Raw genomic sequence first — 13,720 nt, forward strand, 5'->3', positions numbered from 1 at the left:
CATGCGATTGGCCCAAGCTGTCACAGCAAGGGGCGCTTTGCTGTGACATAGGCCAAATCCACAGCATTTGCCAGAGGCCGTCCCCGCAAAACAACCCCTGCGTCAGACCACATTCTGTCACCACAGCAGGCCCGCAAAAAGGCATGCCAGAACGCCGCTTTGCACAGGCATGATTTGCGGGTATTATGCGGCCAACCACGTCTGGACGAACCGGGCGGCAATACGGGCATGGCATGAGATTTCACATCTGTTTGATCTGCGCTTGGGCGCTTGCAGCCTGTGCGCAGCAGGTGGCCGTCAGCGCGCCTGTGGTCGGCGATCTTGGCGTTGAACTGATGCGCCTGAGTGAGGGCGCGCAGCCGCCACATGCTGATGGCAAATGCTGGGCGAAAGACACCACCCCGGCGGTGATCGAAACCACCACCGAACAGATCGTGGTCACGGATGAGAAGCGCGATGCGACGGGCAAGGTGACGACGCCTGCAACCTATCAGACCAAAACGCATCAGCGGCTGGTGCAGGATCACGAAGAAGTCTGGTTCCGCGCGCCCTGCCCGCAGGACATGACCGTCAATTTTGTCGCCACCCTGCAACGCGCGCTGAAAGCGCGTGGGCTTTATATGGCGGCCGTGACTGGGGTGATGGATGCCACCACTTCCGAGGCCGTGCGGCGGTTTCAGGCCGATCGCGGCCTTGACAGCCCGGCGCTGTCACTGGCGGCGGCGAAAGAACTTGGCATCATTGCAACGGATGTATCAACGCTATGACCCTGCCCACGATGAACCTTGCCGCCGCACAAACCCGATACGAGGCCGAAGTCACCCGGCAATGGGCGGCACATCCTGCCGATGGCGCGCATGATCTGGGCCACTTGCGCAGGGTCTGGGGCCGCGCCAAGCTGATCGCGATGGACGAGCCTTGCGATATGGCGGTGCTGCTGGCGGCCTGCATGTTCCACGATCTGGTCAATCTGCCGAAATCGCATCCCGAGCGTGCCCGCGCCTCGACCCTGTCCGCCGAGGCCGCCTGCCATTTTCTGCGCGCCGATGGCTTTGCCGAAGAAAAGCTGTCCGCCGTCGGCCATGCCATTGCCGCACATAGCTTTTCTGCTGGCATCACCCCAATGACCCCCGAGGCCCGCGTGTTGCAAGATGCCGACCGGCTAGAGGCTTTGGGTGCCATCGGCATCGCGCGGATGTTCCATGTTGCGGGTCAGATGGGTGGCGGGCTGTTTGATGCCGATGATCCGATGGCGCTGCACCGCGCGCGCGACGACCGCGCTTTCGCGCTGGATCATATTGACACCAAGCTGATGAAATTGGTCGATACCATGCAAACCGCCCCCGGGCGCGCGATGGCATCAGAGCGTGCCGAATGGATGCTGTCTTTCCGCACCCGGTTGCTGGCCGAGATCGGCTAAGCAATGCTGACCCGGCTTGGCCTGCGATTTCTGGCGATGTTGCTGCTAACCGCGGTGGCGATTGTCAGTCTGGTGACGATGTTTGAGACGATGATCCGCGCACAACTCAGCTTTGGCACGGCTTTGGTGGTGGTGCTGCCGCTGCTGGTCGCGGCCCGGTCAAGCGGTGCGCTGCTAGTGGCGCACACCCAGTGCGCAGCCACGCTGCGGCAGATCATCGGCTATGGTTTGTGGTGCGCGGTGCTGGGCTTGATTGGGCTTTCCTGCATCACCCTGCTGCTGCAACTGGTGGCCAAGGCCGATCCGCGCGATCTGCTGCGGCTGTTTGCCAGCCGCCCCGCCACCGCCCTTGCCGTGCTGGCGCTGGCCTTTGGCACCTGCGCTGTGATCACCTGCACCGGATTTGCTTTGGGCACGCGGGCGCAAGCCCGGTTGTTGCCTACGGTGTCGGCGAAAAGCTGAACGGCGGCAGGTTTCCCCGCCGCCGTTTCAATATCACCCGTTTGCGCTTACTCGACCGAAAGCGCCACGAACCGCGGATCGCCTTCGCGGCGCACCAACAGCAGGATCGACTTGCGACCCGCCGCTTTGGCTTCAGACAGCCGGTCTTGCAGATCGCTGATCTTCATCACCTTTTGCTGGCCGGCCTCGACGATCACATCGCCCGGCATCACGCCCTTTTCCGCCGCTTGCGAGCTGCCATCGACATGCGTTACCGCAAGCCCGGTCGCGCCATTGGACAGCTTCAGATCCTTGGCTACCTGATCATCCACCGGCACCAAAGTCAGCCCCAGCACTTCGGTCTTTTGTGGCTCTACCGGAGTGTCCTTTTGCGCTGCGGGCACCGGCTTGCCTTCTTCATCGGTCTCACGACGGCCAAGCTTGATTTGCAGCGTCTGCTGCTTGCCATCGCGCAGCACCACGGCGGGAACTTCCTCGCCAATCGGGCTGTCAGCGACGGTGCGGGTCAAGCTGCGCACATCGGTGATTTCCTTGCCGTTGAAGGTCAGGATCACATCGCCCGCCAGCATGCCGCTGGCCTTGGCCGGGCCGTCCGGCACATCGGTGATCAAGGCACCCTTGGCCTCGGTCAGCCCCATCGCTTCGGCGACATCCGGCGTCACATCCTGAATCCGCACGCCCAGCCAGCCGCGCCGGGTTTCGCCGAATTCCTTCAGCTGATCCACAACATGCGACACCACGTTGGAACCCATTGAGAAGCCAATGCCAATCGAGCCACCTGTGGGCGACAGAATGGCGGTGTTCACGCCCACCACCTGCCCGTCCATGTTGAACAAAGGCCCGCCCGAGTTGCCCTTGTTGATCGCAGCATCGGTCTGGATGAAATCGTCATACGCCCCGCTCAACTCGCGCCCGCGCGCCGACACGATCCCGGCCGACACCGAGAAGCCCTGCCCCAGCGGGTTGCCCATCGCCATCACCCAATCGCCGACCCGCATCTTGTCGGAATTGCCAAAGCCGACAAACGGCAGCGGCTCTGGGCTTTCGACTTTCAACAAGGCGATGTCGGTTTTGAGGTCAGTGCCGACCAGTTTCGCCTTCAGCTTTTTGCCCGAGAAGAATTCAATCTCGATATCATCCGCGCCCTCAATGACGTGGTTGTTGGTCACGATATAGCCGTCAGCACTGATCACAAAGCCCGAGCCCAAAGCCTCGGAGCGTTGCGGCTCGTTGTTGCCCTGGCCGTTCTGGTCCATGAAATCCTTGAAGAAATCTTCAAATGGGCTGCCGGGCGGCACCATCGGATTGCCGTCCGTCGCCTGCGCCACCATCGACGATGTGGTGATGTTGACGACCGAAGGGCTGATCTGTTGCGCAAGATCAGCAAAGCTTTCGGGTGCGCCGAACGCCATGGCCTGATGCGCGGGGCCAGTTGCCAGCGCCATCGTCAGGCCAAGACCAAGCGCCAGCAGCAGCCGGGGCCGCTTTGGCGTGGTCAAAGTCGGAACTGTCAGCGCACGCGCGGATTTGGAAACTGGCGCGGGGGAAGTATGAAGCACGTCCGAACTCCTTTTCGTATAGCAGGTCCGGGTGTCACACCTTCGGCCCCGTCGGATCACTGTCCGCATATTCATTTATGGGCCAAAATCTGCAATGCAAACCAGATCGCGCCATCTCAAGCCTGCGTGAATGAATTTGTCACCGACGTGAGCCTTGGCGCAAGCGCTATTGCAACCTTGCGCCAAACAGCGCCGGAATTTGCACGATCCGCACGCAAAAGGGCCAGCGCGATCGCTGGCCCTTTTGGTTCATCCTGACCAACTTGGACTACGGAGCAGGCACCGCAGCCGGCGCCTTTTCGGTGCGCAGATAGTCGAAGAATTCGCTGTCTGGCTGCATCACCATCGACGAATTGCCCGCCTGCAATGCGCGTTCATACGAGGTCAACGACCGGGTAAAGGCAAAGAACTCGGGATCTTTGCCAAACGCATCGGCATAGATCGCGTTGCGGGTGGCGTCTGCCTCACCGCGCACGATTTCGGCTTGCTTGCGCGCCTCGGACACCACTTCAACGACAGAGCGATCTGCAGTTGCCCGCACCCGCTGCGCAGCCTCGTTGCCGCGACCGATTTCGTCGGCGGCTTCACGATCCCGCTCGGCCCGCATCCGTGCGAAGGTGGCTTCAAGGTTCTGCTCGGGCAGATCGGTGCGGGTCAGCCGCACGTCGATCACATCCACGCCGAGGCCCTTTGCCTTGGCACGCGCATTGTCGCGGATCTGGTTCATCAGGGTTGTCCGGTCTTCTGACAACACCTTCTGGCTGTTCACCCCACCCAAAACCTCGCGGATCTCGGCATTGATGATCTTGTCGAGGTTGCTGCGCGCAGCGTCAACGCCGCCAGAACCAACAGCCCGACGGAAGGCTTCCAGATCAACGATCCGCCAGCGCGCGAAGGCATCGACCACCAAGCGGCGGTCGTCCAGAGGCGTCACTTCCAACGGCTGCGTTGGCAGCCCAAGGATGCGGTCGTCATAGCGGAACACATCTTGCACGAAGGGGATTTTGAACCCCAGACCGGGCTGGTCCACCACTTGCTTCACTTCACCGAACTGCAAGACCAAAGCCTTTTCACGCTCGTCCACGATGAAAACCGAAGACAGCAGCAGCGCTCCGGCCAGGATCAGGCCGGGAAGAATATAGATCGCGCGCATCAGTTTGACCCTCCGGTTGTCGCAGCAGGTTTCGGCAAAGCATCCAGCGGCAGATAGGGCAGCACGCCCTGCCCGTCTTTGCCCGCCACGCCGTCAAGGATCACCTTGTTCATGCCGCCTAAGACTTTCTCCATCGTTTCCAGATACATCCGCTTGCGGGTGACCTCTGGCGCCTTGATATATTCGGCATAGATCGACAGGAAGCGGCTGGCCTCACCCTGCGCGTTGTTCACCACTTGCGCCCGGTAGCCTTCGGCCTCTTGTTGCAGCTGAGCGGCTTGACCACGCGCGCCTGCGGTCGCGGTGTTGGCATAGGCATCGGCCTGCTTTTCGAGCTGATCGCGCTGCTGCTGGGCGGCTTGCACCTTGCGGAAGCTGTCGATGACCTCGCGCGGCGGATCGGCCTTGTCAAAGTTCACCCGGATGACGCTGATGCCCGCATCATAGCTGTTCAGCGTGTTCTGGATCGCCAAAGTCACTTCGGATGCAATCACACCCCGGTCACGGTTCAGCACTGGCGCCAGTTCCGAACGCGCAATGATGTCGCGCATTGCAGATTCGGACACCGCCCGGATGGTGTCTTCCGGGTCGGCAAGGTTGAACAGGAATTTCGACGGATCACTGATGTTCCAGACCACCTGAAACTCGATATCCACGATGTTCTGATCGCGGGTCAGCATCAGGCCGTTGTCCAACTCGCCCGCAGCCCCGTTGCCGATATCGGTGGTGCGCTGCTTGCGAGATTCCACGATTTCCGCCGTCATCACCGGCCAAGGCGCGAAATGCAGACCCTCTTCCGACACGCCGCTGAACTTGCCCAGCATCAGCGTCACCGCTTGCTCTTCCGGCTTCACGGTGTAAGCCGAGGTCCAGCCCCAAGCCACCAGCACGGCCAAAACGCCCAGCGCAATGCCCTGCTTGCTGAACATCGGCCCGGCACCGCCGCCGCCCACAGGCCCACGGCCATTGCCGCCACCGCGCCCGCCCATCAGCACGCGCAGATGTTCCTGGCCTTTTTTCATCAGCTCATCAATCTCGGGCATCTGCGGGCCTTCGCCCGGCTTACGGCCACCCGGACGCGGGCCATTCCGGTCGCCCGGTCGCTCGCCCTCTGGCCGCTGGCCATTCCGGTCATCCCCACCAGAACCGCCATTTCCGCCCCAAGGGCCGCCGCTACCCGCCATTGATCAACCTTTCGTCCTGTTATGCTTTTGCCTGAATTGGGCACTCGGCGCGGAAAATCAAGCAGATACCCTGCGCAAATTGCCGCATCACACCACTCTGCTTGGCTTGCGCATGGTGACAAGCTCTTCCGACACCGTCGGATGCACCGCCACCGTGCGGTCAAAATCGGCCTTGGTCGCCCCCATCTTCACCGCAATCGCTGCAAGCTGGATCATTTCCCCAGCACCGGGCCCGACGATATGGCAACCAAGCACCTTCTGGCTGGCCTGATCGACCACCAGCTTCATCAACACCCGGTCTTCTGTGCGCCCCGCAAACAGGCTGCGCATCGGCCGGAAACTGGCGCTGAAAATCTCAATCGGCCCATTACCTTTAGCCGCCTCTTCCGACAGCCCAACCGAGCCCAACTCCGGCTGGGTGAACACCGCCGACGCCACCAGTTCATGATCGGCTTTGGTGGGCACGCCCCTGAATACCGTATCGGCAAACGCATGGCCCTCGCGGATCGCAACCGGAGTTAAGTTGATCCGATCCGTCACATCGCCCACGGCATAGATCGACGGCACCGCCGTCTGCGACCATTCATCGACCAGTATCTGGCCGCGCGCACCGATGCCAACGCCCAAAGCCTCAAGCCCCAAACCGCCCGAGTTAGGTTTGCGCCCGGTGGCATACATCACCAGATCGAATTCCTGCGCCGAACCATCGGTGCCTTGCACCGCAATGCCACCCGCCGCCTGCTCCAGCCGCGCCACATCAACGCCGCATTGAACAGCAATGCCGCGTTTGGTCATCGCCGCCACCACCGTAGCGCGGGCCTCGTCGTCAAAGCCGCGCAAAATCGCAGCGCCCCGATACATCATCGTCACCTGCACGCCCAAACCATGCAGGATGCAGGCGAATTCGCTGGCGATGTAGCCGCCGCCCACCACCAAAGCCCGCTTCGGCAAAGCCTCAAGGTGGAACATCTCGTTCGAGGTCACCGCCAGCTCCGCCCCCGGCACGTCCGGCACAAAGGGCCGCCCGCCCGTGGCAATCAGGATATGCTTGACGCTGAATTCTTGCCCATCTGCCAAGCGCACCCGGTGCGGGTCCACCACCACGGCGCGGGCATCATAGATCACCACCCCCGCCGATTTCAGCGTGTTGCGATAGGCCGCCTCGAGCCGATCCAGTTCCCGATCCAGCGATCCGCGAAAGCGCCCCCAGTCAAACGCGCCCACGGTCGCATCCCAGCCATAAGCCCGCGCATCCGCCACCGCCTCAGGCATCTCCGACGCGAACACCATCAGCTTTTTCGGCACACAGCCCCGGATCACGCAAGTGCCACCCATCCGGCTTTCTTCGGCCAGCGCCACTTTGGCACCGCCCTCAGCGCTGGCAATCCGCGCCGCCCGCACCCCGCCCGAGCCACCGCCGATGACGAAAAGATCGTAGTCGAACACGCTATTCCCCCAGATCAGCGAAGATATTATCCGTCGGCGCAAACAAAATCTGATCGTCGGTTTCAGACCCCGAGTTGATATCACGCACCGTCACCCTGCCGTCGCCATGGCCGATGATCACAATGTCACAGATATCTATGAACAGCCCGTTTTCAACCACCCCCGGGATCTGGTTCAACACCAACGCCAACTGGCGCGGATTGCTGATGCGCTTCAGATGCAAGTCCAGAATGTAATTGCTCTCATCCGTCACCAAGGGCCGCTCGCCATTCATCCGCAAGGTGACATCGCGCGCCAGCACATCCATCGACACCAGCATTTCTTCAACCAATGCTTTCGAGGTCTGCCAGCCAAACGGAATGATCTCAATCGGCAACGGAAACGCGCCCAGCTGCTGCACTTCTTTGGCGGCATCGGCAATCACGATCATCTGATCGCTGGCGGTCGCCACAATCTTTTCCTGCAACAAAGCCGCGCCGCCACCTTTGATCAGCGCAAGATTCTGGTCAAACTCATCCGCGCCATCAATGGTTATATCCAGCCATTTCGCCTCATCCAGTGATGTCACATGGATACCGCATTGCCGCGCAAGCTCGGCTGTGCGGGTGCTGGTCGGAACGCCAACAATCTTCAACCCCTCTTGACGCACCCGCTCTCCCAGACAGCGCACCATCCATGCGGCGGTTGATCCGGTGCCAAGCCCGACCTTCATGCCGCTTTCAATGAAATCCACCGCGCGCTTGGCGGCGACGAATTTGGCTTTGTCGATGGGGGAAAGTTCGGCTGGCATGGGCGGCTCCTGACACTGTTGCGCCCTTATAGGCAAAGCAGGCGCATCGGGCGAGAGGGGAATCGCCTTTTGCATCAAGCGAGGGCTTGACAGGTTTCACGCCAAGTCTACATTGCGAATAATTCTCAATATCTAGAAAGTCGCCATGAAATCGCCGTTTGATCTGACCGCAGACTGGAAACAACCCCGGGGCGATGCCCCCCTTGCCGATGTCCACCGCTCGGTGACCCTGCCGAAAGGCGCGTGGCGCCGCTTTGCTGCCTTTCTTGGGCCGGGCTATATGGTTGCGGTCGGCTATATGGACCCCGGCAACTGGGCGACCTCGCTCGCCGGTGGCTCGAAGTTTGGCTATACGTTGCTGGTGGTGGCGCTGATTTCCAACCTGATGGCAATTGTGCTGCAATCGCTGTGCGCCCGGCTTGCCATCGCCTCGGGGCGCGATCTGGCGCAAGCCTGCCGCGACGCCTACCCGCGCTATATCTCGATCCCGTTGTGGCTGGCCGCTGAAATCGCCATCATCGCCACCGACATTGCCGAGGTGATCGGCACCGCCATCGGCCTGAACTTGTTGTTCGGCATCCCGCTGGAGCTGGGTGTGCTGATCACAGCATTGGATGTGTTCCTGATCTTGTGGTTGCAAACCAAAGGCTTCCGCTGGCTAGAGGCCTTTATCATCGTGCTGTTGGGCGTGATTGCGTTGTGCTTCGGCATCCAGATTGCCCTTGCCGATCCGGTCTGGGCCGATGTGATCAAAGGCTTTGCCCCCACCACCGAAATCCTGCGCAACCCCGAGATGCTGTATCTTGCCCTTGGCATCCTTGGGGCGACGGTGATGCCGCACAACCTCTATCTGCACTCTGCCATCGTGCAAACCCGTGACTACGGCGACAGGATCCCCGAAAAGCGCGAGGCGCTGAAATTCGCCACCATCGACAGCACGGTAGCGCTGTGCTTTGCGCTGCTGATCAACGCCTCGATCCTGATCCTTGCAGCGGCTTCGTTCAACACTTCGGGCCGCACCGAGGTCGCCGAACTGGGCGACGCGCATCAGTTGCTGGGCCCGCTGCTTGGCTCGGGCATTGCCCCCACCCTCTTCGCCATCGCTTTGCTCGCCTGCGGGCTGAACTCCACCGTCACCGCCACCCTTGCAGGTCAAGCGGTGATGGAAGGCTTTTTGCAAATCCGCCTTGCGCCATGGCTGCGCCGCCTGATCACCCGCGCCATCGCCATCGTCCCCGCCGCTGGCGTCACCCTTTATTACGGCAGCGCTGGCACGGGGCGCTTGTTGATCCTGACCCAAGTGGTTCTCTCGCTGCAGCTGTCCTTCGCGGTGGTGCCCTTGGTGATGTTCACCGCCGACCGCGCCAAGATGGGGGCATTGGCAGCGCCCCGCTGGCTGGTCGCGCTGGCCATATTGATCGCCGTGGTGATCATCGCGCTGAACGCCAAACTGCTGTGGGATTTCATCGGCTGATCCCGCAGGCCCGCGCGCAATCGGCTAGAACGTCTAAATAGACTAAAACAAGATTAACATTTGCGTCCCGCGACCGGCGGCCTCGTCCCTACGGGACTTGGCCGCCGCAGAATTTTTGACGTAAGTTATTCATCTGTTTTCTAAATATCCCCGCCGGAGGCTTCCGATACTGGCCGCAGGAGCCTCCGGCGGGGATATTTAGAAAACAGATGAAATGGCACAACCACCTCCTTGCCGCCGCTGCGCACCGTAATGTGTCGCTTTCTGCATGCTAACCGGTGGGCCTTGCGCCATATTGGCGCGAAAGGAGCCAGCCCGCATGTATATCCTGCATCATACCCCCGACTCGGCAGCCCTGATCGTACGACTGGTGCTGGAAGAGCTTGGCCTGCCCTATCAGATCGCGCCCATTGATCGCGATGGCGGTGCGCTTGACACTGCGGCCTACCGCAAGCTGCAGCCTTTGGGCAAAATCCCTGCGCTGCAGACCCCGGACGCCACAATGTTTGAGACCGCCGCGATCCTGCTGCATCTGGCGGAAATTGCGGGCAAACTGGCCCCTGCGCCAAACACGCCGCAGCGCGGGCCGTTTCTAAGCTGGCTGTTCTTCACCTCGAACAACCTGCATCCGGTGGCGATGCAGTATTACTACCCGCACCGCGTCGCAGGTGTTGAAAATGCCGATGCGGTCAAGGCACAGGCCGCGGCGACCCTGCAAGAGTTGATGGCGACGCTGGAGAATATGGTGGCGCTTGACGCCCCCGACTGGTTGTCCACCACGCCTTCGGTCTTGGGATATTACATCGCGGTGCTGATGCGCTGGCTGTCAGAGCCCTGCCCAAGCGCCAGTTACCCAAGCCTGCACAAGATCCTTGCAGCGCTTGAAGTCACGCCCGCCGCCCGCGCCTGCGCCCAGGCCGAGGCTTTGGGCGACGCCATCTTCACCCATCCTTATTGATCGGACCGCCCGCATGTTTCTTTCGGTTTTCGACATGTTCAAAGTCGGCGTCGGCCCGTCTTCCTCTCACACCATGGGGCCAATGGTCGCCGCCGCGCGGTTTCTGGATCTGATGCGGGCCTCGCCGTTTCAGTTTGCCGGCGTCAAAGCCTCGTTGCACGGCAGCCTTGCCTTCACCGGCATAGGCCATGCCACCGACCGCGCCACCATTCTTGGCCTCGCAGGGTTTCACCCGGCAACCTATGATGCTGAAAAGGCCGAGAAAGCGCTTGCCGCAATCGCGGAGACCCACACGATCCACGCCGAGGGGCTGCCGCCGCTGCGCTTTGACCCCAAAGCCGATCTCAACTTTGATTACGGCCCCGCCTTGCCCGGCCATGCCAATGGCATGATGCTGAAAGCCACCGATGCGCAGGGCGACGTGATCTTGCAAGAGATCTATTATTCCATCGGTGGCGGCTTTGTGCTGAGCGCGGCAGAACTTGCCGACGCAGGTGCGGGCAAATCCAAAGCCAAGGCCGACGTGCCCTACCCATTCGAGACCGCCGACGAGATGTTGGCGATGGCGAAGGCATCGGGTCTGTCGATTGCGCAAATGAAGTTGGCGAACGAGTTGAAATTCCGCTCCAAGGCCGAGATCGACCGTGGCATCGCCCGGCTGTGGGAGGTGATGAATTCCTGCATCTCGCGCGGGATGGAGGGCACGGGCATCTTGCCCGGTGGCCTGAAAGTGCGCAGGCGGGCCAAGGGCATCCATGATGCGCTGCTGGCAGAGCGCGGGCTGAACATGACAGCGCCGCATACGATCAACGACTGGATGTCGCTTTACGCGATGGCGGTGAACGAGGAAAACGCGGCGGGGGGTCAGGTGGTGACGGCACCAACCAATGGCGCGGCGGGCGTGTTGCCTGCGGTGCTGCGCTATTATCTGGATCATGTACCGGGGGCGAGCACGCAGAAGATCGGGGAGTTTCTGCTGACCGCTTCGGCCATCGGTGGGCTTTGCAAGCACAATGCCAGCATTTCAGGGGCGGAATGTGGCTGTCAGGCCGAAGTCGGCTCTGCCGCCGCAATGGCCTCGGCGGCACTTGCCGCAGTGTTGGGCGGCACGGTGATGCAGGTAGAAAACGCCGCCGAAATCGCGCTGGAGCATCACCTTGGCATGACCTGCGATCCGGTCGCCGGGCTGGTGCAGGTGCCCTGCATCGAGCGTAACGGTTTGGGCGCGATCAAGGCGGTGTCTGCCGCAAGCCTCGCCTTGCGCGGCGATGGCGAGCATCTGGTGTCACTTGATGTCTGCATCGAGACGATGCGGCAGACGGGGCATGACATGCATGAGAAGTATAAAGAGACCTCGCTTGGGGGCCTTGCTGTCAACGTGCCAAATTGTTGAAACGCTGATCCAGCGGTGCCGCTTGCGCGGCAGATGTTTTCCCCTCCCCCGGCCTTCGCCGGGATGAGGGGGCTGCCGCCGCGACAGGATTGCGGCGGGATGCTGCGGGCAGCGGTGCAGATTGAGTATTTTTAAAAGAGCAAATCCTGCCGGCGCAGGGTCGGTTTCAGGCAGGACAGCGCACGCAGCCCCAGCTAGCCATGCTGCATGAACAATGATCGTATCATTCCCGGCATCCTGCTGATGCTTGCGTTTTGTGTCTTGGCGCCGTTGCTGGACACCGCATCGAAACTCGCCACCGCCGCTATTCCGGTGGGCCAGATCACCACGGCGCGGTTCTTGGTGCAGGGCGCTTTGATGCTGCCGATTGCCCTGCTGATGCGATTGCCGCTGCGGATTGATCGCAAGACGTCGATGTTGATCACCCTGCGCTCGGCGCTGCTGATCATTTCAACCTATGGATTCATTGCTGCGGTTCAGGTGATGCCGATTGCCGATGCGCTGGCGATTGTGTTTATCGAGCCGTTCATTCTGCTGCTGCTTGGGCATTTGCTGTTTGGCAACCCGATTGGCCCGCGCCGCATTGCGGCCTCGATCGTCGGCTTTGCCGGGGCGATGTTGGTGATCCAGCCGTCGATCACCCAATACGGCACCACCGCGCTTTATCCGTTGATGACGGCATTCAGCTTTGCGCTTTACATGTTGATCACCCAAGCCATCGCCACCGGTATGCATCCTGTCACCCAACAGCTGCATACCTCGATTGCCGGTGGGGTGATCTGTTTGCCGGTGATGCTATGGGCCAATGGCACTGGCATCGCCGAGTTGGACCCGGTGATGCCCGAAGGGCTGAACTGGCTTTGGCTGTTTGGCGTGGGGTTTTGGGCGGCGGCTTCGCATTTGTGCATGACGATGGCGCTGAAATCTGCGCCTGCCTCGACGCTTGCCCCGCTGCATTACCTTGAAATCGTCTCAGCCGTGATCCTGGGCTATCTGGTGTTCGGCGATTTCCCAAATGCGCTGACTTGGCTGGGCATCGCCATCATCGTGGCCTCGGGGTTGTATATCATCCACCGCGAGCGTCAGACCCTACGCCAAGCCCGATCAGTGCTGCCTGCAGAGATCTGATCGGCAGGATCACCAGCATCTTGCGGGCCGAGAACCGCAACTGCACCGGCCCCGAAACCTCGTTCGAGGTGCCGATCATCGCATCTGGCGCAAAGTGCAGGTCCTGCAACGGCCAGCGCAGCCCTTCGCTTTCCCCGGTCACCGGGGCCATCGGGAACAGCGAAAACCGACTGCCCAGCGGCAGGTCCATCTGCAGCTGCAAAGGTGCCAGAAAGATCACGTCCTGTGGCGAGATCACCAGACAGCGCTGATCCGGGTGGCGCAGCAAAGTGTTCAGCACCGCCAGACCATGATCCAGCCGCGCCCCCGCAAAGCCGATTCCCAGCACGAATGGCGCGCGGATCGAGCGCAAGGCCTTGTCAAAATCGGTGGTGACTTGTTCTGCAATCGGAAACAACCGCCCCGCCATCTGCGCTTTGGCCTGATCCGAGATCGAATCCATGTCGCCAATCACCGCCTCGGGCTTCGCCCCCAAGGCCAAAAGCCGGTCGGCCCCACCATCAGCCCCAACAATTCTTGGTGCAAACCGCAAGGCACGGGCAAGCTGAGCTTTGCCGAACGGCCCGCCGCCCGCCAAAGTTACCCCCTGCAAAGAGTCGACAATCACCTGCATAATCCCGATACTGTTCCTCGAATTGCGGCACAAACCCCATGCCGTGAACACAATCAATCCTTCAAATTACCCTGTTCTGTCCACGGAATTGAACAAAGCGCAGTGCAGGTTGACGACGTGAACTTTGTAAAGGCGGCATC

At 61.1% G+C, this 13,720-nt stretch carries 12 protein-coding genes and 1 pseudogene; 7 read left to right on the forward strand and 6 right to left on the reverse strand.

What is annotated here, in order from left to right; all coding sequences use genetic code 11:
* Positions 1-233: 233 nt before the first annotated feature.
* The 3 genes from QQJ98_RS14805 to QQJ98_RS14815 are packed head-to-tail and all read left to right on the forward strand — an operon-like array spanning position 234 to position 1,882.
* Positions 234-767: a peptidoglycan-binding domain-containing protein gene (locus tag QQJ98_RS14805; RefSeq protein WP_284326120.1), complete on the forward strand. Its 534-nt coding sequence runs from the start codon at positions 234-236 to the stop codon at positions 765-767.
* Complete coding sequence (locus QQJ98_RS14810; protein WP_284326121.1) at positions 764-1,420, forward strand: HD domain-containing protein; 657 nt, start codon at positions 764-766, stop codon at positions 1,418-1,420. Before QQJ98_RS14805 ends, QQJ98_RS14810 begins: the two co-directional genes overlap by 4 nt.
* Before the next feature lie 36 nt (positions 1,421-1,456).
* Positions 1,457-1,882 (forward strand): hypothetical protein, encoded by a 426-nt coding sequence (locus tag QQJ98_RS14815; protein ID WP_284326122.1) that lies wholly within the window; start codon positions 1,457-1,459, stop codon positions 1,880-1,882.
* A 47-nt stretch (positions 1,883-1,929) separates the two neighbouring features.
* Here QQJ98_RS14815 and QQJ98_RS14820 read toward each other — a convergent pair whose 3' ends face one another.
* The 5 genes and pseudogenes from QQJ98_RS14820 to rpiA form a co-directional block, all read right to left on the reverse strand.
* On the reverse strand, positions 1,930-3,327 hold the full coding sequence (locus QQJ98_RS14820) for a Do family serine endopeptidase (protein WP_284326223.1): 1,398 nt from the start codon (positions 3,325-3,327) through the stop codon (positions 1,930-1,932).
* A 385-nt stretch (positions 3,328-3,712) separates the two neighbouring features.
* Positions 3,713-4,597: pseudogene (hflC, locus tag QQJ98_RS14825) on the reverse strand (protease modulator HflC); the annotation flags it as partial.
* Positions 4,594-5,778: an FtsH protease activity modulator HflK gene (gene hflK, locus QQJ98_RS14830; RefSeq protein WP_284326123.1), complete on the reverse strand. Its 1,185-nt coding sequence runs from the start codon at positions 5,776-5,778 to the stop codon at positions 4,594-4,596. The gene hflK and the pseudogene hflC, both read right to left, overlap by 4 nt.
* Before the next feature lie 87 nt (positions 5,779-5,865).
* The gene (gene gor / locus QQJ98_RS14835) at positions 5,866-7,224 is read right to left on the reverse strand and encodes a glutathione-disulfide reductase (RefSeq protein ID WP_284326124.1); all 1,359 of its coding nucleotides are present in this window, start codon (positions 7,222-7,224) and stop codon (positions 5,866-5,868) included.
* Position 7,225: 1 nt separating this feature from the next.
* Positions 7,226-8,014: a ribose-5-phosphate isomerase RpiA gene (rpiA, locus tag QQJ98_RS14840; RefSeq protein ID WP_284326125.1), complete on the reverse strand. Its 789-nt coding sequence runs from the start codon at positions 8,012-8,014 to the stop codon at positions 7,226-7,228.
* 145 nt (positions 8,015-8,159) lie between these two features.
* On the opposite strand from rpiA, the gene QQJ98_RS14845 reads away from it, so the two are divergent.
* The 4 genes from QQJ98_RS14845 (at position 8,160) to QQJ98_RS14860 (ending at position 12,967) form a co-directional block, all read left to right on the forward strand.
* The gene (locus QQJ98_RS14845) at positions 8,160-9,488 is read left to right on the forward strand and encodes an Nramp family divalent metal transporter (RefSeq protein WP_284326126.1); all 1,329 of its coding nucleotides are present in this window, start codon (positions 8,160-8,162) and stop codon (positions 9,486-9,488) included.
* A gap of 319 nt (positions 9,489-9,807) precedes the next feature.
* The gene (locus QQJ98_RS14850; protein WP_284326127.1) at positions 9,808-10,446 is read left to right on the forward strand and encodes a glutathione S-transferase family protein; all 639 of its coding nucleotides are present in this window, start codon (positions 9,808-9,810) and stop codon (positions 10,444-10,446) included.
* Between the two features lie 13 nt (positions 10,447-10,459).
* A complete protein-coding gene (locus QQJ98_RS14855; protein ID WP_284326128.1) occupies positions 10,460-11,839 on the forward strand; it encodes an L-serine ammonia-lyase in 1,380 nt (459 codons plus the stop codon).
* A 207-nt stretch (positions 11,840-12,046) separates the two neighbouring features.
* A complete protein-coding gene (locus QQJ98_RS14860) occupies positions 12,047-12,967 on the forward strand; it encodes a DMT family transporter (RefSeq protein WP_284326129.1) in 921 nt (306 codons plus the stop codon).
* Here QQJ98_RS14860 and QQJ98_RS14865 read toward each other — a convergent pair.
* On the reverse strand, positions 12,906-13,580 hold the full coding sequence (locus QQJ98_RS14865) for a thiamine diphosphokinase (RefSeq protein WP_284326130.1): 675 nt from the start codon (positions 13,578-13,580) through the stop codon (positions 12,906-12,908). The genes QQJ98_RS14860 and QQJ98_RS14865 overlap by 62 nt on opposite strands.
* Positions 13,581-13,720: the final 140 nt, after the last annotated feature.

Source organism: Cypionkella aquatica (genome assembly GCF_030161095.1).
Classification (GTDB): Bacteria; Pseudomonadota; Alphaproteobacteria; order Rhodobacterales; family Rhodobacteraceae; genus Cypionkella; species Cypionkella aquatica.

Bases quoted from the DNA above. Each gene is read 5' to 3' on its own strand.
- QQJ98_RS14805 (WP_284326120.1), top strand. From the start codon at position 234: ATGAGATTTCACATCTGTTTGATCTGCGCTTGGGCGCTTGCAGCCTGT.
- QQJ98_RS14810 (WP_284326121.1), top strand. From the start codon at position 764: ATGACCCTGCCCACGATGAACCTTGCCGCCGCACAAACCCGATACGAG.
- QQJ98_RS14815 (WP_284326122.1), top strand. From the start codon at position 1,457: ATGTTGCTGCTAACCGCGGTGGCGATTGTCAGTCTGGTGACGATGTTT.
- QQJ98_RS14820 (WP_284326223.1), bottom strand. From the start codon at position 3,327: ATGGCGCTGGCAACTGGCCCCGCGCATCAGGCCATGGCGTTCGGCGCA.
- hflK (WP_284326123.1), bottom strand. From the start codon at position 5,778: ATGGCGGGTAGCGGCGGCCCTTGGGGCGGAAATGGCGGTTCTGGTGGG.
- rpiA (WP_284326125.1), bottom strand. From the start codon at position 8,014: ATGCCAGCCGAACTTTCCCCCATCGACAAAGCCAAATTCGTCGCCGCC.
- QQJ98_RS14845 (WP_284326126.1), top strand. From the start codon at position 8,160: ATGAAATCGCCGTTTGATCTGACCGCAGACTGGAAACAACCCCGGGGC.
- QQJ98_RS14850 (WP_284326127.1), top strand. From the start codon at position 9,808: ATGTATATCCTGCATCATACCCCCGACTCGGCAGCCCTGATCGTACGA.
- QQJ98_RS14855 (WP_284326128.1), top strand. From the start codon at position 10,460: ATGTTTCTTTCGGTTTTCGACATGTTCAAAGTCGGCGTCGGCCCGTCT.
- QQJ98_RS14860 (WP_284326129.1), top strand. From the start codon at position 12,047: ATGAACAATGATCGTATCATTCCCGGCATCCTGCTGATGCTTGCGTTT.
- QQJ98_RS14865 (WP_284326130.1), bottom strand. From the start codon at position 13,580: ATGCAGGTGATTGTCGACTCTTTGCAGGGGGTAACTTTGGCGGGCGGC.